Origin of the sequence: Mesorhizobium sp. B2-6-1, assembly GCF_006440475.1 — a bacterium.
In the GTDB taxonomy this organism is placed as follows: Bacteria; Pseudomonadota; Alphaproteobacteria; order Rhizobiales; family Rhizobiaceae; genus Mesorhizobium.
In genome coordinates, this window is the sequence record NZ_VFUH01000018.1 from 25,067 (window position 1) to 46,991 (window position 21,925).

Sequence of the window (21,925 nt, forward strand, 5' to 3'; positions counted from 1 at the left end):
GACGGTGTTTGAGCAGGAAAGGGCGGTGCCGGATTATCTGCTGCCCGGCTTTCGCTGGGCCTGAAATCTACACGGAGACGGGTGCGATCAACTCCAGAGAAACGAGTTCGCGCGCGACTTCGTCCCAGTCGGCGCAGATGGTTCGGGCGCCGGCCACGCGTAGTTTCTCGGCATGCCCCGGATAGGTGTGGCCGCCGCCGATGAAGCCGATCGCCGTCATGCCGGCGGCGACTGCGCCCTGCACGCCGAAAGGCGAGTCCTCGACAACCGCGCAGTGCTTCGGTTCGATGCTCATCTGATCCGCGGCGAACAGGAAGATGTCGGGGGCGGGCTTCCCGCGCGCGACCATTGACGATGAGAATATGTTCTCGCCGAAGAATCTCGCGAGCCCTGTGACCGAAAGGCTGTGATATATCCGTTCCAGCGAGGAGGATGAGGCGACGCAGCGGGGATTGGACAGCTGTTCAAGGAAGGGCTTCAGGCCCGCCATCGGCTGCAGACTTTCGGTGAAGAGCGCTTTCACCTCGTCCCATAAATCCGTGGTCTGATGCTCCTCAAGACGATGGCCGGTCGTGAGCCTGATGCGCTCCAGGATGTCGGTCTGCTTCATGCCGACGCATTGCAGGACCGCCTGCGGGTCGAGTTCCATGCCGTGTTTCGAATAGACCCGCCCGTAGGCAAGCGCCGCCAGCGGTTCGCTGTCGACCAGCACGCCGTCGCAGTCGAATATGATCAATGTGTCTTGCATGCTCGCTCCGGTTTGCGCGCCAGGTGTCACAGGCCGCGTAGCGCTTCAAGAAGTTCGTCGTGAATGAGCCCGTTCGAGCCGACCTTCTGCGTGTCCTCGTCTGTGGAGTCGACACCTGAAAGCGTGGTGACCTTGCCTCCTGCTGCGCGTAGCAGCGGCATGGCAGCCGCGTAGGACACGACGTCGGCCTTGATCGAAACCGCCGCATCGAGCTGGCCGGCGGCGACCATCGAATATTCAAAGGCCCCTGAGACGATAACGCGCACGCCGCGCGCGCCGACGCCGAGCCGCCGCACGATCTCTGCGGTGCGCGCCACCTCCTCGGCCGAAAAGTGCGACGTCAGCACGACGGCAATGACCGCATCGGCCAGTCTTGCAGTTGTCGACACATTGGCCGTCTTGCCGTTGACGGTCGCGATCCCCTCGCAGGTGTAGTGCGCCTCGAAGCCGGCGGCGGGCGCGACGGTCAGGCCGACCTTCGTCGCACCCTGCTCCTGATAGGCCATGGTGACGGAGAACCACGGCAGGCCGGACGCGTAGTTTATCGTGCCGTCGAGCGGGTCGACGATCCAGCGGCTTTCGCCCAAGATTCCCGTCGTGCCGGCTTCTTCCGACAGGATGGAAGCTTGCGGCGTAAGCGCGCGCAGCCCGTCGATGACAATGCGCTCCGAAGCGAGATCGGCGGCGGTGACAATGTCCAGCCCTTCCTTGCGAGTGACGTCGAGGCGCTCCTCGCGCATCGACATCAACGTCGCGGCTGCCTTGCGTGCGACGGCATCGGCGTCTTTCAGGATTTGACGGTAGTCGCTCATGTTTCGTTTTTCCCGGGGTAGTCGACATCGGTGATGAAATCGTGGGCGGGGCCAAAATCGCCGATCGGGACGACGTGCGAAACGATACCGGTCTGCGGCGACCAGGCGTGCAGGGCGAAAGCCGGCGGTTCGAAGATGAAGCGATTGGGCTCGCCCGGACGAAGATCGAGCGCGACCTGGTGCGCGACGCCCGGCGCGACGAAGCCGACCGTGCCGGCAAAGCGCGTGGTGATGGGCCGGTGATAGTGCCCGCAGGCCACCCGCTCAATTTCGGCGTGGGACCTGATCATGTCGCGGAAGCCGTCGCCGACGACGCACATCATGATGTCCATGCCGTGCACGCCGACGGGAAAGGGCGGATGGTGCATGAAGACGAAGGTCGGGCGGCCGTCGCCCTCGGCGAGACGCTCACCGAGCCAGGCTTCGCGCCGCTCGCAGATCGCACCACCGTCCTCGCCCGGCTGCACCGTGTCCAGCCCGATAAGGCGGACCGGAAGGTCCTCGATCGTATAATGCAGGAAATCCGGCGACTGGCTCAGATAGGGGAATTTCGGCGCCATCACCTCGCGCATTGTCTCACGCCGGTCGTGGTTGCCAGGAATGACGAAGACGGGCATGGGCAGGGCCGACAGCATGTCGGCGACCAGCGCATACTCTTCCGGGCGACCGCAATCGGCGAGATCGCCGGTGACGAGGACGCAATCGGGCGCCGGATCGAGCGCGGCGACGGTCGCGATGGCGCGACGAGTCATGGTGTTGGTCTGGAGACCCTCATAGGCCATCTGGCCGTCGGGTCGGATATGAAAATCGCTGATCTGTGCAATGAGCATCGGGAGGTCCGGCAGTGTGAAGGGAGGGCTGACACAAGAAGGGCGCCACATCGGCGCCACCTTAAAAAGGGCGCGCCAGCCGAAGCCGGCCGGCGCGCGTGGCATGGCGACTTATTTCATGAGTGCCTGTGTTTCGGAGACGAGGCTGTCGAGCCCGTCCTTGATGGATACGTCGCCGCTCATGACCTTGCTGATGATCTCGCGCTGGGTGCGCCAGATGCGGACCGTGTTGCCCGCCGAATAGCCGGGCCACGGGCGCGACAGTGCCATCTGCTTGGCAACGGTGGCGTAATTCGGGTTCGCTTCGTAGAACGGGCCGAGATAGTCGGTCCCGGTGGCGGCCTTGTTGGTCGGGAGGTAGCCGCTCATCTTCACGACCTGCTCCTGCGCCTTGGGGCCGGTGACGAATTTAAGGAATTCCCAGGCCGCCTTCTGCTTTGCCGGGTCGGAGGCAGTGATCACCGCCGCGTTGCCGCCTGTGGGCAGGCCACCCTTTTCCTTGTCGTCGACCGGGAAGACCGCGGTACGCAGCTTGAATCGGTCGCCGATCAGTTCGGTATCCTGGCTGAGACGGGCAGGCGTATCGAAGAAGATGCCAATCTGGCCGGCGATAAAGGCCTGGCGCGACTGATCCCAGTCGATCAACGGCATGCCGGCATCGGTGACGAAGCTGCGGAAATATTCCAGCGCCTTCAGGCCGTGCTCGTCGCCGAAGGCCACTTTGCCGTCCTTGGTCAGCTCGCCCCCACCTTGCATCAACATGGCGTCCCAGAGCCATTCGTCGGGCCAGTCATGAATATTGTAGGCGAGGCCGGCGATGCCGGAACCGGTGGCCTTGATCTTCTTGGCGAGTTCCATAATGCCCGGCCAGTCGGTAGGCATGTTGTCGGGATCGCCGCCGGCCTTTTTAACCAGGTCGGCATTGTAGAACATGATCGGCATGGAAGCGTTGAAGGCCAGTCCGTAGAGCTTGCCGTCCACCCGGCCGAGGTCGAGAATGTTGTCGGCGTAGTTGGCGTCGCGCCATTCCTTCGACTCAGCGTCCATCATCGTGCCGAGGTCCAATATCTGGTTGCGCGCCTTCAGCTTGCCGACCAATTCATGCAGGACGTGATAGCCCGAATAATAGACGTCGGGCAGGTTGTTGGTGATGGAGGCCCGCAGCATGGCTTGGTGGCCTTCGTCGTAGCTGGCCGCCGGCGCGCGGAACTGGATCTTGATGTCGGGATGTTCCTTCATGAATTCCGCGGCCAGCGGCTCATGGAACTTCGCGAAGGCCGGGAATGCGTAGTAGACGTCGAGCGTCACGGGAGACTGGGCCAGCGCTGTCGACGCCGCTCCCAGCAATACGGCCGAGGCCGCGATGATCTTTGACAGGAATTTCATTAAGGCTTTCCTCCGGTTATGCGATTTGCCCGATGCTCTTGAGGCGATGATGCCGCCTTGCCCCGCGAAAGGTGTGGGGGAACGGCGCGACCGGGCTTCTAGCCGCGCCAGTTGTCAGTTTTATTTCACGCCGGTCATCGTGACGCCCTCGATGAAGCGGCGGCGTGCGAACAGGAACGCGAGCAGCAGAGGCGCGGTCAGGATGGTCGCGGCGGCCGTCAGTGCGCCGTAGTTGGTGCCGGCTTCGGCGTCCGAGAAGAACATCATGCCGAGCGGCGGCGGCGCCAGGTTGACGTCGGATATGACGATTAGCGGCCAGTAGAGGTCGTTCCAGTGCGCGACGAAGGAAAACACCGCGAAGGCGGCGATCGCCGGCATGGCGCTGGGCGTGACGATGCGCCACACGATCTCGAACTCGCTCATCCCGTCGAGCCGCGCGGCATGAATGATGTCGTCGGGGAAGGAACGGAAAAACTGCCTGAACAGGAAGATCGCGAAGACTGAGAGGAAGAAGGGCACCATCATGGCGAAATAGGTATTCAGCAGGTCCATCTTCGCCAGCGCGATGTAGATCGGCAGCGCCGGCACCTGTTCGGGCACGCATAGGCCGAGCAGGACGAGGACGAAAAGCAGGTTGCGGCCCGGGAACTTCAGCTTGGCCAACGCGTAGGCGCATGGGATGGCGACCAGAAGCTGGATGATGAGGATGCCGCCGCACACTATGACGCCGTTGAGAGCGAAGCGCAGCAGCGGCGCGCTGGTCAGCGCCATCGCATAATTCTCGAAGCCGTAGAAATGCTTCGGCCAGATCCTGAGCTGGGCGTTGAACACCTCTTCCGGCGGCTTGATCGAGGTCACCAGCATCCACAGGAAAGGCAGGAGAATGAACGCCGCGCCGGTGATCAGGATGCCGTGAGTGATGAACAGAGAGGCGAAGCGTCGGCCGGCGGAGCCAGCTGGTGTGGTTGTTGTGCCCCCCATCGCGGGAGCAGTGATGGTTGTGTCGGTCATCAGTAATGCACCCTGCGGTCCATGACGACGGTCTGGAGGATCGAGAAGACCAGAATGAAAATGAGGAAGATGAAGGTGAGGACCGACGCATACGCCATGCGGAAGTACTGGAAGCCTTCGAGGTAGACTTTGTAGAGCAGGACCTCGGTCGATCCCACCGGACCGCCATGGGTCAGCACCGCCACCGTGTCGAACACCTTGAAGGCGGTGATCGAACTGGTGACGATGACGAACATAGTCGTCGGTCCCAGCAGCGGCCACGTGATCGTCAGGAAGCGGTCGATTTCGCCGCCGCAGCCGTCGATCTCGGCGGCTTCGTAGAGGTCCTTTGGAATGGTCGAGAGGCCGGCCAGAAACAGGATCATATTGAAGCCGACCAGTTGCCAGATGCCGATCACGGCAAGCGTCGGCAGCGCCAGCGAGGGATTGCTCAGGAAGGCGACCTCGCCGATGCCGAGCCAGCGCAGCACCGCGCTCACCGGGCCGAGGCTGGGGTGCAGCAGGAACTGCCACACCGTCGCCATGGCGATGAAGGTCGAGGTCACAGGCAGGAAGTAGATGATTTCGTAGAGCGAGCGGGTGCGCTTGCGGCGGTGAACGAGGACGGCGACGAGTAGCGACAGGATCACCGAGCCGGGCAGGACGATCGCGACGTAGACGAGCGTGTTCTTGAGTGCGCGGCGGAATTCCGGATCGGTCAGCGCGTCGGTGATGTTTTGCAGGCCGACATAATGGACATCGACCTCGCCGAGCTCGTAGTCGGTGAAACTGAGATAACCGAGCACGCCGAGCGGCACGAGGATCGTCAGCACCAGCAAAAGCAGGGCAGGCAGCGCGAAGCCGCCGGCGACCAGCCTCTCGATGAAGGCCTGCCGGGCACCGGGCCGGGCGGGCGGAGCGGGGACCGCGGTCAGGCTCATGATGCGCGCGCTCCCTCTGCGAGGCGCAGCTTTCCCTTGGCGGCGGTGGCCGCGTCTTGGGAAACTTGGGGTTCCACGCGGTTTCCGGCGGCATCGAAGACATGGCAGGCCGAGGGATGGAACAAGAGTTCGGTGTTCTCGACCTCACCGTCCGGCACGCCCGCGCCTATGCGCGAGGTCACCAAGATCCCAGGGAGCGAGGGAACATCGAAATGCAGGATCTTCTCGGAGCCGAGATGCTCGCTGCGCCGCAGCTTCGCCGGAAGCGGGACCTGGTCCGCCGACTGGCCCGAGACCGCGCCGGGCAGGATCATTTCCGGGCGGACGCCGATCGTCGCTTTCTCTCCGGCGGGGAGGGCGGTGCCGATCGGCAGAGGCTTTCCGAGCAATTCCAGCCGCCCACCGACCCCCACCGTCACGGGAATCAGGTTGATCGTCGGGCTGCCGATGAACTGGGCGACTTGGATGTTGGCCGGCCTGTCGTAGAGTTCGTCGGGCGTGCCGAGTTGAAGGATGTCTCCGCCTTCCATCATGGCGACCCGGCTTGACATGGTCATCGCCTCGACCTGGTCGTGCGTGACGTAGACGAATGTCGCGCCGAGTCTCTGGTGAAGCTCGGCCAGCTCGCTACGCATGTGGACGCGCAGCTTGGCGTCGAGGTTAGAAAGTGGCTCGTCCATCAGGAAAGCGGCGGGCTGGCGCACCATGGCGCGACCGAGCGCGACGCGCTGACGCTGGCCGCCGGAGAGCTGGGCGGGCTTGCGCTCTAAAAGAGGTTCAATCTGAAGTTGCGCCGCGATGCCCCTGACCTGCTTGCCGATCTCCTGCATCACCTTGCGGCGCCGGGACGAGAGTAGCCGGACGAGCGGCAGGCGCTCGTAGAGGCTAAGCCCGGTCATCGTCAGGGGCAGGGCCATGTTGTTGAAGACGGACATGTGCGGGTAGAGCGCGTAGCTCTGGAACACCATGGCGATGCGCCGCTCATGCGGCCTCAGATGATCGATCGGCGCGCCATCGACGAGGATCGAGCCCGAGGTTTGCGGCTCGAGGCCGGCGATGATGCGGATGAGCGTCGATTTTCCGCAGCCGGAGGGGCCGACAAGCGTCAGGAACTCGCCATCGTTGATGGACAGGTTGATGTCTTTGAGAACCCGGTGGGGCCCGAAGGACTTCGAAAGGTTCTTTATTTCCACTGCAGCCACTGGGGTTGCTCCGTTTCGCGAACAATTGGGTAGAGGCGCTATCTCGGTGGATAGACCTCATGCACGACATCACCGATGAAAAAGGGTGTGAGGCCCGGAATTTCATGAGGCCGCACGGTGAAATCGGACCCGGAAAAGTCGTAGACGAGCACGCCCAAGGTGGCTTCTCCGGCCATCCCTTCCGGCTGCAAGTGCGCCTCGACGAGGAAGCCGGACGACGGCCCCCACAGGTACCGGACGCCGCCGAGTTGACGATCGTAGAGTTTGTGCAGGTGGCCGCTGGCCACGAAGGCCACGTCGTAGCGGCGCACCATGTCGAGCAGTTGCGCGCGAGGCTCGGGAGTGGGCGCCCAGTATCCAACGTCGCCTTCGGTCGGCTCGCCGATGAAGAGCGGGCGATGGGTGAACCAGCCGATCCGGCGCCCGGACGCTTCGCGCATGGCGTTTTCCAGCCACGCGATCTGCTCCGTTTCGGCCGGCTCGTCGCTGCCGAACAGCATCGAATCGAGCCCGATCAGGCGCCAGCCCTCGATGTCGCGATGCCACCAGTCCGGCCCGAAATGACGTCGCCAGCGGGCCAGACGTTCTGCGTTGACTGGCTGATAGAGATGCTTGGGCTCGCCCACGTCGTGATTGCCCGGCACGGCGAGATAGGGCAGTCCGATGGAGTCCATCATCTCGGCGCAATAGCGCATGTCCTCCTCGACATCGGCGCCATCCACGGTGACGTCGCCTGTATGGATAACGAGGTCGGCATCGCTTTCCTTCAGCCAGTCGAGGAGCGGCTGGCTGTTGGCATGGAAGTGTCGCTTGCCAGGGCTGAGATGGGTATCGGAAATCTGCACTATTCGCGTCATCGGACGTTCTGGAACCTTTGCCGCGTCTCGCGGCGTTGATCTCGTCGTTTTGAAAAAAGCGCCTGAAGCCGGATGCACTCTTTCCCCTGCCTGTGAAGGTGTGACGACGACGCCGGATTTTTAGGTCCAGGACGCGGCGTCTCCCGCAGGAAAGGCTCACTCGGTTGAAACGGCTTGGACCGGCATATTGAACCTCCCATCGTGTTCTCCGTCCGATGCCCATTGTCAGGGCATTCTGAGGTGCGGAAAACTTCCTCCAGCATTTAATTGAAAAAAATTTCACAGGTTGATAAAAATATCAAGACAAAAATCGCGACCGTAGCCGCACCTCGAACTGCGGCGCCTAGAGGGTGCTGCCGAAGCGGTGCAGATCGACCAGACCGAGATCGAGTATTTGAGCGCGGCCGTGAACCGCTACTTCAAAGAGAAGCTGCGCCCCCAGGACTTGCTGTATGCGTTCTGGGGCGTGCGGCTGTTGTTCGACGACGGCAATGGGAACCCTTCGGCGGTTACGCGCGACTACGTCTTCGACCTTGACGAGACCGGGGGCACGCCACTGTTCAATGTCTTCGGCGGCAAGATCACGACCTTCCGGAAATTGGCCTAGCGCGGCCCATCGCCTCGAACATATCTTTCCGCAGATGGGGGGCGACTGGACCGCGAGTGTGCCGCTGCCGGGCGGCAACATGCCGAACGCGGACTTTGAGCCTTCCGTCAACGGATTATGCGAAACATGGCCGTGGATGCCGCGCGCCCTCGTTCATCATTACCGGCGGCTCTACGGCACGCGGTCAGGAGGTGGTGGGCGCCACGGCTGGCATGTCCGACCTCGGGCAGCACTATGGCGGGCTGCTCTACGACTCGGAAGCGCGTTACCTGGTGGCGAGGGAGTGAGGGCGCACGCCCGAGGACATCCTCCCGCGGCATGGCGGCCCTCTTGGGACGACTTGCTGTGGGTCATAAGCTGGACGGTTTTTTGACCGGCGCTAGCTGCCAAGCCAGTCCCGGACAACTCCATTGAATTCGCGTGGGCGATCGATCATGACCATGTGAGCGGCATTGGCGAAAATGTGCATGTCGGCTTGCGGCGCGCGTTCCAGCAGCTTGATGCCGCGCGCCACCGGCACGGTTTCGTCGCAGCCTGACCAGGCTATGAACAGCTTGGCCTGCATGGTGGGCAAATGCGGAAGGAGATGGTCCTCCTGGATCTGGGTATATTCGGTGTCGTCCTTTTTCCGGGCAGCCTGCTTGAAGCGCTCCAACTGACCGGACTCGCAGGCCAGGCGGTAGTTCTTTTTTAGCAGCTCCACGAACTCCGGCGGATTCTTCGTGCTTAGCCTCGCATTGGTTCGCAGAAAGTCTTCCTCGGTGTCGCATCCCTCGAGCACATTATACGCTGCTGCCGCTGCTGCCTGCCAAGCGTGGTCCTCATTTCCGCCGAGGCGCGGGGAGGTCGCACCGCTGCTCACGACAACCACCTTATCGACCAGACCCGGCTTTTCAACGGCGAGCATTGCCGCGATGAAACCGCCTTCGGAATGGCCGACGAGCGCGCATCGGGTGACGCCGAGCGCTTCGATGAAGGCTGAAACGTGATGCCGCCTTTCGAGGCGGGGAACGTGTTTCCCGTCCACCGGCGCATCCGAGAGACCGAAGCCGACCAGATCGGGCGCCAGCACCCGGAAGTCATGCGCGAGTGCCGGGATGGTGTTGTGCCAGGTGGACCAGGCATCGATCGCCAGTGACGAGCCGTGCAGCAGGATCACGGCCGGTCCGCTGCCAGCTTCGAAATAGCGCGTACGGATGCCGCCCGCCACGACATAATTCTCCTTCACCGTCGCCGCGGGTAGCGGCGGACGGGCGGCGTCTCGCGCTTTCAAGCGCCGCCGATCACCTGACGGATTGGTTTTCAAGCTGTTCGATCATCCCGAGCGCGAACTGGGCGGCTTTGCGTACATGCTTTTTTGCAAGCCGCTCGGCATCCGATGCCCTGCGGTTCACCAGGGCGTCGAGCAGGGCTGCCAGCTCTTCCTGAGATGCCTTTCGCCGCTCTGCATCGGAAAGAGAAATCATGCGCAACTGTGAGGCCCGCATATGGATGCTGCGAAGCATCCGTTCCGCCTCGGAATTGTTCGCGCCCGCTATCAAGACGTCGTAGAATCTAGTCTTTGCAGCTATCATTTCGTGCGCCACACCGACGCGATAGGTTTCCATCAACTCGTCATACACGCCCCGACAACGCGTGATATGATCGTCAGTCGCATTCTCGCAAAACAACCTGCATACAAGCGCCTCCAGCGCCTCGCGAAGGTCAAAAATGTCCTTCGCGATCTTGGGATCGACGACAGAGACGATAAGCCCCCGGTTGGGCAGGTTCGTGACCAGGCCCTCGTTCTCGAGCTCGCGCATCGCTTCCCTGAGCGACGTCCGCGAAACGCCCATGCGCTCGCAAAGCGTGCGCTCCACCAGCCGCTCTCCCGGCGCCAGTTCTCCGACGACGATGGCGTTGCGGATGGTATCGGCCACCTGCGTGTACAGGCGCGGCGGAGCATGGACTCGCAGATCATACACGGCGGATTTGCTCCCTTGAAACGTGCGCGAACGAGTGCAATTTCACAAGCATATCAGCTTACCGCAAGCATTGTGCTTCATTCAGTGGCCTGAGGCGTTCAGCGGCCGTGGCTCGTAAGCCCCGTCGATGCGGTCGATATGTTCGGGCGTAAGCACTATGTCCAATGCCGCGACTGCCTCGTCGACATGGTCTGTCGAGGTCGCTCCGAAGATGGGCGCGGTAATGCCGGGGCGCGCCAATGTCCAGGCGAGAGCCACCTGCGCCGGTGTCTTTCCGATGTCGGCGGCAACGGCAGCGACGGCTTCGCGCACGGCGTGGTCGCCGTCGCGGTGGTAATATCTCTGCGTATAGTCGTCGCTTTTCGTGCGCGCCGTCTGCTGGCCGGGATTGCGGCGGTCCGCGGCAAGGAAGCCGCGCGCGATCGGGCTGAACGGTATCAGGGCAACATCATCGTGGCGGCAGTAGGCAAGCAGTTCCCGCTCGCACTCCCGGTGAGCGGGATTGTATTCGCATTGCATCGAGATGAATGCCGGAAGGTCGCGTGCGCTGGCAGCCGCACGGCATTTTGCGAGTGTCCAGCCGGGCATCGTCGTGACGCCTACATAGAGCGCCTTTCCGGCGCGCACGATATCCGCCATGGCATCGACCAGTTCGTCGAGGTCGGTGTCCTTGTCCCAGATATGCGTCTGGAAGAGGTCCACGTGATCGGTTCCAAGGCGGACCAACGAATCGTCGATTGCCTTGAACAGGTGCTTTCTGGAGTAGCCGCGGCCGTTGCAATGCGCGGCCATCGGGTTTCCCGCCTTGGTGGCGATGACGAAGCTGTCGCGCGGCTGCTTGAGAACGAGTATCTGGCCGAGAATGCGTTCACTCTCGCCAGCCGAATAGAAGTCGCAGGTGTCGAAGAAGTTGATGCCGTGGTCGAGGGCGCGCGCAACGATCGGCGCCGACGCCTTCTCATCGAGCACCCAGGCCCGCCATCCCGCGGATCCGAATCCCATCGCGCCGAGGCATAGCCGGGATACCTTCAGATTGCTCTTGCCGAGCCTGACATAGTTCATGTGTCGATCCGTTGCTTGCGTGATGAGGATTTGGCGTTCTGCCCAGAGTCCCGCAGCAGCGACAGCGCGAAAGCCGCGGATCTTTCGACATACCCGCGCGTGAGCTTTTCGGCGAGGTCGGCATCGCGCGCGCGCAGCGCGTCGAAAATGCCGTGGAGCAAGGCCATCGTATTCCTGCGCCGTTCAGCCGAGGCGACGCGGGTGGTGACGGTGCGCAGATAGGTGACGCGGCCATGCAGGAGAAAGGTCATTTGCCTGGTGATGTCGTTGCCTGCGCCTTGCATGATGATGTCCCACACCGCGTCGAGCTTCTCGGCATGCTGCCTGGCAAGCTCGGAGGTGTCGGTTTCGCCTGCTTCCGAAATACGCCGCGCCAATTCGTCCATTTGTTCCTGGCTGGCCCGTTCGACAAACAGGCGCGCCATGGCCGATTCCAGGATTGCGCGGGCCTCGTAGATCTGCCGGACTTCCCGTTCCGACAAGCGGGTCACGAACATGCCCTTGCCGGCTACCCGAGTCACAAGCCCTTCGGACTCAAGCTGGCTCAGCGCTTCCCGAATGCTTGTGCGGCTTACGCCGGTCTGCTCGGCAAGCTTCCGTTCCACCAACTTGTCACCCGGCTTGAACACTTCGTTGAACAACGCCTCGCGCAGCGTGACAACGGTCTGCTCGCGCAATGTCGGCGAATCCGCAATCGACCAGTCCGTCCATTCATGCATCGCGGCGTCCTCTCCCGTCGTTCCTTCCATGACAGCTACGCGTTCGACTCTTTCATCACAAGTAGCCGATTCAAATACGGTTGACCATATGCCTGTCTGTCGGTATACCAAAAAAATCGAGTTCGAACGAGGGACCTGGGATGGCGCCGATGCGCACCAAAGACGATCTCATCGCCTATGAGAGAAGCGGTAAGGGCCATCCTCTCGTGCTGGTGCACGGTGTCGGCGCCAACCTGCAAAGCTGGGAGGACGTCAGCCTCCAATTGGAGGGCAGCTTCGACATTATTCGCTCCGACCTGCGCGGTCATGGTCAGTCCGCGCACATCGATTCGGAATATTCCGTCGAGAAGTTTGCCGCCGATATCGTTCGGGTGATGGACGACGCCGGCGTGCGCAAAGCCCATCTGGTCGGCTTTTCATTGGGGGGCTTGATCGCGCAAGAACTGGCCTGTTCCTATTCGGACCGGTTTGAGCGCGTCGTGCTTCTTTCCGCAGTTGCGGGGCGCACCCCCGCCGAACGTGAGAAGGTTGTGGCGCGCCTGCAGATGATCCGCGACGGCGGTATGGACGCAGTCGTTGGTGCTGCGCACGACCGCTGGTTCACCAAGGAATTCGCCGAGCGCCATCCCGATGTGATCGAGCGGCGAATTGCCGAGCTCAAGGCTGTCCACGTGCCGTCTTACCTGGAGGCGTATCGGGTGTTCGGCCTTACCGAACTGGTGGATCGGCTTCCCGAGATCAGACAGCCAACGCTGGTGATGACGGGCGAATTCGATCAGGGGTCGAATGTCCGGATGGCCGAGACGATGCACCGGCTGATCCCCGATTCGGAATTACGCATTCTGGCCGGCCTGAAGCACAGCGTCCTGGTCGAGGCATCCAAGCTGGTGTCCGACCATGTCCGCGAGTTCCTTTTGCGTCCACGCTGAAAATGAAGGGAAGACGAATGAACGAGACGCTATTTGAGCGTGGGCTGGAGCGGCGCAAGGCGACGCTCGGCAGCGAATATGTTGAAAATTCGCTGAGCAAGGCAACCGAGTTTTCCAAGGGTTTTCAGTCATTTATCACAGAATATTGCTGGGGAACGGCCTGGGGTGACGACAGGCTGGATGCCAGGACCCGCAGCATGCTGAACATCGTCATGATTGCCGCGCTCAACCGCATGCATGAGTGGGAACTGCATTTTCGCGGCGCCCTTCGCAACGGGGTCACCCGTGACGAGCTGGACGCGTTGATAACCCATCTCACGATTTATTGCGGCGTTCCTGTCGGCGTCGAATGCCATCGCATTGCCAACCGCGTGCTTGCCGAACTCGCAGCCGGCGGAGTGGAAAAATGACTGGGGTCCTGATCCGCAAGATCGTCGATTTCGTCGAGGACACGCTTATCGAAGGGGGGCGCGTCGCGCCGGTTCCGCTTCGCATGGCCGCCTGCGCGGCGGTAATCCGTAATCCCTGGGCAGGATCGGCATTCGTCGAGGACCTGCAGCCGCACATCATGGAGCACGCCAAGGCTCTCACGGATGCCCTCGTGCCTCGCCTGGTGGCGATCATGGGCGGTCCGGACAGGATAGAAGCGTTTGGAAAGTGCGCGGTGACCGGGACGGACGGCGAAGTCGAACACGCGGCCGGCCTGATCCACACGCTGCATTTCGGCAATGTCTTCCGCATCGCCGCTGGTGGCGATTCCTTTCTCCCGTTCACGAACAAGCGTGCCGGCGCCGGCACCGCGCTCACCGTTCCCTTGACCCACAAGGACGCTGAGAAGAAGGGAAGCCGCGCTCATTTTCTGACCGTGGAATTCACCATTCCCGACGCGCCTGCGCATGACGAGATCGTCATCGCCTTGGGCGCCGCGAGCGGCGGGCGTCCGCACCATCGCATCGGCGATCGGTTCAACGACATGCGGATCATGGGAGTCGATCAGGCCGGCCGGCCGCTGCCAGCCGAGAGCAAATAACGCGCAAGCCTCCGGGTCCTTGCCCGGAGGCCAATAACGGCAATGCCGATAATATCGGGAACTGAACCAACGGAGGATTTGTCATGGATAGAAGGCAATTTATGGCCGCCGTCAGCGGCTTCGCAATCGTGGCCTCTTTGCCGGCGGTAGCGCTGGCTCAAGATACCCAGCCGGTCACCGGCGGCACGCTCAACGTCGGCTTCATCAGCGACGTCCGCACGCTCGACCCGCTTCAGTCGTCGCAATGGACCGAGCGGCAGATCCTTTTCCTGATATTCGATACGCTTCTCGAGACCGAGGCGGACTTCTCCCTGAAGCCTGCCCTGGCGAAAAGCTGGGAGTTTTCGGACGACGGCAAGCGCGTGGTCCTGAAGCTGCAGGAAGGCGTGAAGTTCCATGACGGCACACCGTTCAACGCCGAGGCCGTGAAATGGAACCTTGATGCACGTCTCGATCCGAAAGGCAACTCATCGCAGCTCAAGTTGCTGGAAGGCGTCAAGAATGTCGAAGTGCTGGACGAATTCACCGTCGCCATCGACATGAAGGAACCTTATCCGCCGCTGCTGGCGCTGTTTGCCGACCGCGCAGGGCTGATGGCTTCGCCAGCTGCGGCCAAGAAATACGGCAGCGACGTCGGTTCCAATCCTGTCGGGACCGGTCCGTTCGTTTTCGGCGAATGGGTCCGCGGGTCGCGCATCGCGCTCACCAAGAACGACAGCTATTGGCAGAAGGGAATGCCATATCTCGACGGCATTACCTTCCATGACATTCCGACGAACGTCGTCGGCATTCAGCGCATGGCCATCGGTGAACTGGATTTCATAAGCCAGCTTGATCCGTTGGATACGCGCCTTTCCAAGGCCAGCCCGGACATCGAGCTTGTGCCGTCGAAGGGTGGCGTCTGGTATTCCTACCAGTGGCGGTGGGACGCCGAGCCATATAACAAGCCGGAACTGCGCCAGGCCATCGCGCATGGCCTCAACCGCGACCGCATCAACCAGATCATATGGGCGGGGCAAGGCAAGATTTCCGACAGCTTCACGCCAGACGGCCTGTGGTGGACCCCAACCGATCTGGTGCACTACGAATACGATCCGGAAAAGGCGCGCAAGATCGTGGCTGATTCCGGCCTGAAGGGCACCACCATCAAGCTTGCGGCGCCAAGCGGCGATACGCTGCGACGCTTTGCCGAACTTGCCAAGGAAGACCTCGACGCGATCGGCCTCAACATTGAGCTCGAGCCGGTCCCCCAAAGCGACTACTACGCAAAGGCGGTCTCAGGCGAGATACGCTTCACGCCGATGCGCTGGACGCAACGGGCGGATCCCGACGGCCTGATCCACTATCTCTTCTCCAGCAAAGGCACCGCGAACTCCACGGGGTACAAGAATGACCAAGTGGACAAATGGATCGATGAAGCGCGGGTAATTTCCGATCAGGCGCGCCGCAAGGAATTGTACGAAAAGATCCAGCGTCAGATTTCTGCCGATCTGCCTTACATGCCCGTCGGGTTCAGCGTCGAATTCAACGCCATGCGCAACACCGTCAAAGGGTTCGCTCCGATGCCGGACGAGATCCCGCGGTTCCGTTACGTCTGGAAAACGCAGGCCTGATCTTCATGCTTTGCCGCGGCGCGGCGCGGCGCGCCGCGGCCTCTGGCGCGGGTGGGACCTGGTCCCGCCTGCAACCGGTAGAGGAACTTGATCGCCATTATGACCGCCGCCCATCGGATGTGCCCAACCGCCCGCTTTGCGGGACGGGCGCCCCGGAGGCGTTTCTTCAATCCTTCGCGATGAACTGAGGCCGGCATGCTTGCGCTTGTACTTTCCCGCATAGCGATCATGGTTCCGAACGTTATCGTTCTGACGTTTCTGCTGTTCACGTCGGTGACGTCCTTTCTGGGGACGCCGGCGGCGATCATGCTGGGCGAGAACGCATCCCCCCAATCGATCGCCGAACTCAACGCGAAGCTAGGCTTCGACCAGCCCATTCTGTCGCGTTACTGGAACTGGATCAGCGCCGCATTGTCGGGCGACCTGGGCCGGTCTTATTCCACCCAACAGCCTGTCGCGCAAATGATCGCGGATGCCCTTCCTCTAACGCTTGAGCTGGCATCCTGGGCAATCCTCATCGCTTTCCTGGGCGCCACGCTGATCAATTCGGCGACGTTCATGAAAAAGCTGGTGGACCGGCTCACCGCCGCCGTCAGCATCGTCGGCATCACCGTACCGAATTTCTTTCTCGGACTGCTGCTGATCTACCTGTTTTCGGTTCAACTCCGCTGGCTACCGACGACCGGATGGTCGCCGTGGTCACGGGGCGCCGGGCAGCATCTCATCCACATGATCTTGCCCGTCATCACGCTTACGACCTTTTATTTCAGCTCCTTCACGCTCGTCTACAAAGCCGAATACCAGTCGGTGAAAGGCAGCCTCTACATCCAGGCCGCGCGTTCGAAGGGGCTGTCCGAGGCGCGCATTTCCTACCGGCACATTCTGCCCAACAGCATATTGCCCTTGATCACCTATGCCGGTCTTTCGCTTGGACAACTGGTTGGCGGCGCGGTCGTCACCGAAACCGTCTTTTCGATGCCGGGCATGGGCCGGCTTCTGGTGGAAGCGATCTCGTCCCGGGATTTTCCTGTCATGCTGTCGGTTGGAATGGTGATCATCGTCGGCGTGATGATCCTCAACCTTGTGGCGGACGTGACCTACAGCCTCGTCAATCCGCTCGTGCGAACATCGGCTTAGCATCCAATGAGAAAACTTCCATTCCGATTGGTCCTTGGCCTGACGCTTCTGGTGATCATCACTTTGATCGCGGTGTTCGCGCCCTTGATCGCGCCCCTGCACCCGACCGCCACGACGGTAAACGTCCTCGGCCCGCCTTCGGCTGAAAACATCCTTGGCACGGATCAACTTGGCCGGGACGTGCTGTCGCGCGTCATCTACGGAACAAGGGTTTCACTGCAGGTGGGCGCTTCGGCGGCCATAGTGGCTGTGCTGATCGGCGCCCCCATTGGCCTGATCGCCGGATTTTTCCGTGGCTGGATCGATTTTGTCCTCGTCCAGATCATCGACATTTTCATCGCCTTGCCGGGGCTCGTTCTCGCATTGATCATCACCGCGATGCTCGGGCCATCGGTGGTCAACCTGGCGGTCACGCTGGGTGTCGTCACCGCGCCGACGGTCGCCCGGCTGGTTCGTGGTCAGGTCTTCGTCGTCCGGGAAATGGTCTTCGTGGAAGCTGCGCGCGCCACGGGCGCAAGCTCTTTCTGGATCATCCGCCATCATATCATGCCAAACACGATGCGCGTGGTGTGGGCGCAGTTCGCAATCAATGTGGCCTTCGCGATCTTCACCTCCGCAAGCCTCAGCTTCCTGGGGCTGGGCGTTCCTCCGCCGGCTCCGGACTGGGGCGGCATGGTACGCGACGGTTCGATGTTCCTGCCGATCCTGCCGCTGCTCAGCCTCGGGCCGGGCGCTGCCGTCGCCCTTACAGTTTTCACATTTTATCTTGTCGGGTCGAGCATAAACGAGGCCGCGTCCCGCAATGATCGCTGATTGGAACAGGGAAATGACGTCTAACCAGATCGAGCCGCCGCTGCCGGCATTCATAGAACAACGCCTGCAGGAGTTTGCCGGCCGGGAAGGTGCCCTGAAAGCGCGGCGATGGATGCGGCCGGCGGATGTTCTGATGCGTGTGGAGAACCTTCGCTGCTTCAAGGCTTCGCGCGTCAGTTTTGCCGACATGTTGTTGCGCAGGATCGTTCGCGAACGCTGGCAGATAAGGATGATCTCGGCGGAATGCGGCGATGACGGCGCGGCGAGATTCGTCTACCGGATCGACGCGGAAGGCCATTCCTTCTCCTATATTGCCCGAGCATATCCATGGGACGGAATCGAAAAAGTCGGACGCCGCTCCGATGGCGCGGACCGTGACATGTTCGGCGCGCTCTTCGTCAATCTTGCCAGCCAACAGCGTATCGAGCGGGAATTTGAAACATTCGACATCAAGGCTGAAGGCCAGATGCGTACGGATTCGGATGTGGTCGGCTGGACCCCGGCCAATCGCAGCAGCCGGCATTTCGACGCCGTAGTCGAAGCACTGTCCCGCGGCGAACAGCCCGCCCCCGAGCTCGGCATCGCCTATCTCATGCGGAACGGTGGCTTTCAAAGCAGCGGCCGGAATGGCACGGTTTCCTATCCGGGCATTCCCGAGGGGCATCCGCTGGCGCACCCGTTCTTTGCGGATATCTTCGCCATCTACCTGGTGCGGCTCGTCTCCATCGATCTCGTCAATGCCGTGGCGCGGCGGCGCAATCCGGACGCAGCGCAGCTCGACATTTCGATCGCGCGCGGGCTTGGAATAGGCAACTCCTCAGGCCAGGGCATGTGCGTTGCCCTCCAGCGCTGGCCGCATTGGGTCGCCACATGGGTGACCGTACGCGAGGCGGCTCTTGGCTACGCAAAAAGCCTGCCGGTCGATGCGGGAAGCATTTCAGTTGTCCGCGGCTCGATAGAGAGCACCATCCGCATCTATGCGCAGACCGACCCACAGACGCAGGACTACGTGGTGGCCAACGAAACCATCATCGAGAACCTGACACGCATATCGGCAAGCCTGCGCGAAGGACAGTTTCGGTGCTGGGGCGACGTTGCTGCGCACGTCGCAGAAGTCATGGATGGCGAGACCAGTGAGCAGTTCCACAGCGTACTTCTCGACGTGGTACCGGACTTTTGTGACGCCATCGCGCCCTATTTCCAGATCGGCGCAGCCCGCAAGCGGCAATTGCAGCCAGCAATGACGGTCGCTGAATTGCGCGAGATCCTGCGCAGGAACTACGTCTGGGCTCTCACCGCCGACCGCACGCTTGCCGAAACCCATCAGCACTTCTGGTACCATTCGATCGACAATGGCGAACAAAGGCGCGGCGAGCGGGTCATCGACCCGCACGAGCGTTTCGAATCCTTCATCGATCATATCGGATTGATCCAGAGGCTGGCGGCGGTGCTGGTCAGCCGTGGTGACAAGGAGCGCGCCGGCGACGTCGTTCTCGACCATCCGGACCTGCATTACGCCATTTCGCGCGTGCAATATCTCGATGGCCTGCCCTATGCGGAAATACGCGATCCGCTCGCGCATCGCGATTTCGTCCCCGCCGATCTCATACGGTTTTTCCTTGCGTCGCTGGGCATTCGCGGCTCGACGCCGCTCAGCATCCGCTATGTGCGGGGCACTTTCTTCCAAGACCAGCCGCTGCCTTCGGAATTCCTCGAGCCTGACAGGCCGGGTTCCCGGGTTCGCAAGCATGAGAATGAGGTCGCCCTGTGAGCACGAGCATGTTTGTTGCCTATTCCGAACTGACTCGCGTCCTGCCGTGGTCGCTCAGGGCGCTGGGCTACGCGTTCGGAACCGCTGACCGGGGCGCTCATCTCGTCGCAACAGGTGCGGCGCTCGATCCGGCTATTCTGGAGGAAATTCGCCAGGCGGGACCGCGGCCCTCCCATGGCTTCCGCTACCGGAAATCGAACGGGCTCACGATGCTGGACGCCGCCGGCGTTTCATTTCTGGAAACGGGACCTGCCGCGATCGATGCTCTCGCCGCGCATGCAGGCGGCGCCAAATGGGAAATGTGCCGGATATTGGCGGCGACCGAGCTGTCGCTTGTTCCGGCCACGCTGGTCGGTGCGATGGACTACAATCTCTCCTCTATCGGCATCATCGCCAGGGATGGAACCTTCGACTGGCTGTTGGCTGACCCCGACGCACGGGGTGTGCTTTATTCGGGCCGGGGCCGGGATGCCCTGGCGGCGCTCCTCGGTGAGGACACGGCGGTTCTGGAATCGATCGACGCCGCCGGGCTGACGCCGGGCTGCGCGCTTCTCATGGTCAGCGCCCGCAGGCCTGAACTGAAGGCGTCCGGGCACGTTGCCGTTCGGCCTCGGGAAAAGATCGCCATGGCGCACCAGAAGGGCATTCCCCTGTCGCGCGAGACGCTGGATGCGCTGTACGCGCTCGAAATGCTCACCTGGGCTCCAACTTCGGAGCGCTCTCGCTCGCAGGCGGGCTTCACTGTTGCACCGGCGCCAAACTCATGAGTGAACGGAAATCCGATCCAGTGGTCGAGGTAAAAGGCCTCAACGTCGCTTTCGGCAAGCATCAGGTGGTGCATGATGTCGATCTGGCCATCCATGCTGGCGAGACGCTGGCGCTTGTCGGCGAGTCGGGGTCCGGCAAGAGCGTCACCTCCATGACGATCATGGGACTGCCTTCCGGCAATACTCAAGTGACCGGTTCGGTCATCGTGGATGGCCAGCAAGTGGTGGGGGCGTCGACATCGACATTGCGGCGGGTGCGTGGCGGCATTGCCAGCATGATCTTCCAAGAACCGATGATGAGCCTGAACCCGGTTCTGCAGGTCAGCACCCAAATCAAGGAAATGCTGCGCCAGCATCGACCCTTAAGCGATGCCGAGGCGCGGGAGGAGGGCATCCGGCTTTTCGACCGCGTTCGCATTCCTGACGCGCGGCGGCGGTTCAATGACTATCCTCACATGTTCTCCGGGGGGATGCGGCAGCGGATCATGATCGCCATCGCATTGGCGTGCTCGCCGAAGCTGCTTATCGCCGACGAGCCGACAACAGCGCTCGACGTGACGATACAGGCGCAAATCCTCGATCTCCTGAACGAGGTCCAGCGCGATACCGGCACCGCGATCCTGTTCATCACGCATGACATGGGCGTAGTGGCCAACATCGCCGACCGCGTCATGGTCATGCACAAGGGACGCGTGGTGGAGACGGGAGCAGTAAAGGACGTTTTCGAGCGTCCGCGCGAGGACTATACGAGGATGCTGATCGACGCGGTCCCCCGCCTGGGGCAAGGCGTCGCCCGCTCCTACCGCGCGCCCGCCAAGGATGCTGTGCCGAAGCCGGTTTTGAGCGTGCGCAAGCTGGTGACCCGGTTCGACGTGCGTGGCGGGGCGATGCGTCGCAAGGTGGGGCGTCTCCATGCCGTCGAGGGTCTGAGCTTCGACATCATGCCTGGAGAAACGCTGTCGCTGGTTGGCGAATCCGGCTGCGGCAAGTCGACGACCGGACGCAGCATCCTGTTTCTCAATCCTCCGGATTCCGGCGAGGTGGTCTTCGACGGACGCACGGTGCGGCGCGACAACAGGTCCGATCTTTCGGATCTCCGGCGCAATGTGCAGATGATCTTCCAGGATCCTTTCAGTTCCCTGGACCCGAAGCAAAACGTCGGTGCGATCCTGGCGGAGCCCCTGCTATGCCATGGGTTGGCGACCAGGGCCAAGGCCCTGGACAAGGCGAAACATCTTCTGGAGCGTGTCGGCCTCGAACCGTCGATGATCACCCGTCTTCCGCACGAGTTTTCCGGCGGACAGCGTCAGCGAATCTGCATTGCGCGGACCCTGATGCTCGACCCGAAGGTCATTATAGCCGACGAGGCCGTCTCGGCGCTCGACGTTTCGGTAAAGGCGCAGGTGATCGACCTGCTGCTTGAGTTGCAGGAGGACCTGCGGTTGTCCTACCTCTTCATCAGTCACGACATGGCCATTGTCGAACGTGTCAGCCACCGCGTGGCGGTCATGTATCTTGGCGAGATCGTGGAGATCGGGCCCAGCCGCGAGGTGATAGGGAATCCGAAACATCCCTATACCCAGAAGCTGATGGCAGCGGTGCCGAACCCAGAGCCGGCCGCGGACAGGCACCGCTTGATCGGCAAGCCGGTGACGGAATTGCCGTCTCCCGTGCGGCCGCTCGATTTCATTCCGCCGAAGCGGCAGCCTCGCGCGGTCGGACCCGACCACTTCGTGATCGAGTGACA

At 61.9% G+C, this 21,925-nt stretch carries 21 protein-coding genes and 1 pseudogene; 10 read left to right on the forward strand and 12 right to left on the reverse strand.

What is annotated here, in order from left to right; genetic code table 11:
• Positions 1–67: 67 nt before the first annotated feature.
• From FJ443_RS27415 to FJ443_RS27450, 8 genes are all read right to left on the reverse strand, one after another.
• Entirely contained in the window at positions 68–748 is a 681-nt protein-coding gene (locus FJ443_RS27415; RefSeq protein ID WP_140666401.1) for an HAD family phosphatase, read from the reverse strand.
• A 26-nt stretch (positions 749–774) separates the two neighbouring features.
• Positions 775–1,560 carry an inositol monophosphatase gene (locus FJ443_RS27420; RefSeq protein WP_140561359.1) on the reverse strand — a complete coding sequence of 262 codons (786 nt, stop codon included), beginning with the start codon at positions 1,558–1,560 and terminating at the stop codon, positions 775–777.
• Positions 1,557–2,390 (reverse strand): phosphodiesterase, encoded by an 834-nt coding sequence (locus FJ443_RS27425; protein WP_140498512.1) that lies wholly within the window; start codon positions 2,388–2,390, stop codon positions 1,557–1,559. Before FJ443_RS27425 ends, FJ443_RS27420 begins: the two co-directional genes overlap by 4 nt.
• A 111-nt stretch (positions 2,391–2,501) precedes the next feature.
• On the reverse strand, positions 2,502–3,776 hold the full coding sequence (locus FJ443_RS27430; protein WP_140513416.1) for an ABC transporter substrate-binding protein: 1,275 nt from the start codon (positions 3,774–3,776) through the stop codon (positions 2,502–2,504).
• 120 nt (positions 3,777–3,896) lie between these two features.
• Positions 3,897–4,757, reverse strand: a complete 861-nt coding sequence (locus tag FJ443_RS27435) for a carbohydrate ABC transporter permease (protein WP_140498557.1) — start codon at positions 4,755–4,757, stop codon at positions 3,897–3,899.
• A 29-nt stretch (positions 4,758–4,786) separates the two neighbouring features.
• On the reverse strand, positions 4,787–5,707 hold the full coding sequence (locus FJ443_RS27440; RefSeq protein WP_140498510.1) for a sugar ABC transporter permease: 921 nt from the start codon (positions 5,705–5,707) through the stop codon (positions 4,787–4,789).
• Entirely contained in the window at positions 5,704–6,909 is a 1,206-nt protein-coding gene (locus FJ443_RS27445; protein WP_140666402.1) for an ABC transporter ATP-binding protein, read from the reverse strand. Before FJ443_RS27445 ends, FJ443_RS27440 begins: the two co-directional genes overlap by 4 nt.
• Positions 6,910–6,947: 38 nt before the next feature.
• Positions 6,948–7,766, reverse strand: coding sequence for a metallophosphoesterase (locus tag FJ443_RS27450; protein WP_140513420.1), 819 nt, complete (start codon positions 7,764–7,766; stop codon positions 6,948–6,950).
• A gap of 346 nt (positions 7,767–8,112) precedes the next feature.
• Here FJ443_RS27450 and FJ443_RS27455 point away from each other — a divergent pair.
• Positions 8,113–8,657, forward strand: a pseudogene (locus FJ443_RS27455) (glycerol-3-phosphate dehydrogenase); the annotation flags it as partial.
• 95 nt (positions 8,658–8,752) lie between these two features.
• Here FJ443_RS27455 and FJ443_RS27460 read toward each other — a convergent pair.
• From FJ443_RS27460 to FJ443_RS27475, 4 genes are all read right to left on the reverse strand, one after another.
• Positions 8,753–9,583 (reverse strand): alpha/beta hydrolase, encoded by an 831-nt coding sequence (locus FJ443_RS27460; protein ID WP_181174440.1) that lies wholly within the window; start codon positions 9,581–9,583, stop codon positions 8,753–8,755.
• A gap of 73 nt (positions 9,584–9,656) precedes the next feature.
• Positions 9,657–10,337: a GntR family transcriptional regulator gene (locus FJ443_RS27465; protein ID WP_140625443.1), complete on the reverse strand. Its 681-nt coding sequence runs from the start codon at positions 10,335–10,337 to the stop codon at positions 9,657–9,659.
• Positions 10,338–10,418: 81 nt separating this feature from the next.
• Positions 10,419–11,399 carry an aldo/keto reductase gene (locus FJ443_RS27470; protein ID WP_140498503.1) on the reverse strand — a complete coding sequence of 327 codons (981 nt, stop codon included), beginning with the start codon at positions 11,397–11,399 and terminating at the stop codon, positions 10,419–10,421.
• Complete coding sequence (locus FJ443_RS27475; protein ID WP_181165366.1) at positions 11,396–12,118, reverse strand: GntR family transcriptional regulator; 723 nt, start codon at positions 12,116–12,118, stop codon at positions 11,396–11,398. The genes FJ443_RS27470 and FJ443_RS27475 overlap by 4 nt, the downstream gene beginning before the upstream one ends.
• A gap of 149 nt (positions 12,119–12,267) precedes the next feature.
• Between FJ443_RS27475 and FJ443_RS27480 the strand changes: the two genes are divergently transcribed.
• The 9 genes from FJ443_RS27480 to FJ443_RS27520 all read left to right on the forward strand — a co-directional run bounded on the left by FJ443_RS27480 (position 12,268) and on the right by FJ443_RS27520 (position 21,923).
• Positions 12,268–13,047, forward strand: coding sequence for an alpha/beta hydrolase (locus FJ443_RS27480; RefSeq protein ID WP_181165367.1), 780 nt, complete (start codon positions 12,268–12,270; stop codon positions 13,045–13,047).
• A gap of 17 nt (positions 13,048–13,064) precedes the next feature.
• The gene (locus FJ443_RS27485; RefSeq protein ID WP_140498501.1) at positions 13,065–13,457 is read left to right on the forward strand and encodes a carboxymuconolactone decarboxylase family protein; all 393 of its coding nucleotides are present in this window, start codon (positions 13,065–13,067) and stop codon (positions 13,455–13,457) included.
• Positions 13,454–14,077, forward strand: coding sequence for an amino acid synthesis family protein (locus FJ443_RS27490; RefSeq protein WP_140498500.1), 624 nt, complete (start codon positions 13,454–13,456; stop codon positions 14,075–14,077). The genes FJ443_RS27485 and FJ443_RS27490 overlap by 4 nt, the downstream gene beginning before the upstream one ends.
• Positions 14,078–14,178: 101 nt before the next feature.
• Positions 14,179–15,690, forward strand: coding sequence for an ABC transporter substrate-binding protein (locus FJ443_RS27495; RefSeq protein ID WP_181169851.1), 1,512 nt, complete (start codon positions 14,179–14,181; stop codon positions 15,688–15,690).
• A gap of 195 nt (positions 15,691–15,885) precedes the next feature.
• Positions 15,886–16,827, forward strand: coding sequence for an ABC transporter permease (locus FJ443_RS27500; RefSeq protein WP_140513435.1), 942 nt, complete (start codon positions 15,886–15,888; stop codon positions 16,825–16,827).
• 6 nt (positions 16,828–16,833) lie between these two features.
• Complete coding sequence (locus FJ443_RS27505; protein ID WP_140666405.1) at positions 16,834–17,640, forward strand: ABC transporter permease; 807 nt, start codon at positions 16,834–16,836, stop codon at positions 17,638–17,640.
• 13 nt (positions 17,641–17,653) lie between these two features.
• Entirely contained in the window at positions 17,654–19,411 is a 1,758-nt protein-coding gene (locus tag FJ443_RS27510) for a hypothetical protein (protein WP_140666406.1), read from the forward strand.
• 8 nt (positions 19,412–19,419) lie between these two features.
• Positions 19,420–20,178 carry a hypothetical protein gene (locus FJ443_RS27515; RefSeq protein WP_140666407.1) on the forward strand — a complete coding sequence of 253 codons (759 nt, stop codon included), beginning with the start codon at positions 19,420–19,422 and terminating at the stop codon, positions 20,176–20,178.
• Positions 20,175–21,923, forward strand: coding sequence for an ABC transporter ATP-binding protein (locus FJ443_RS27520; protein ID WP_140666408.1), 1,749 nt, complete (start codon positions 20,175–20,177; stop codon positions 21,921–21,923). Before FJ443_RS27515 ends, FJ443_RS27520 begins: the two co-directional genes overlap by 4 nt.
• Positions 21,924–21,925 lie beyond the last annotated feature (2 nt).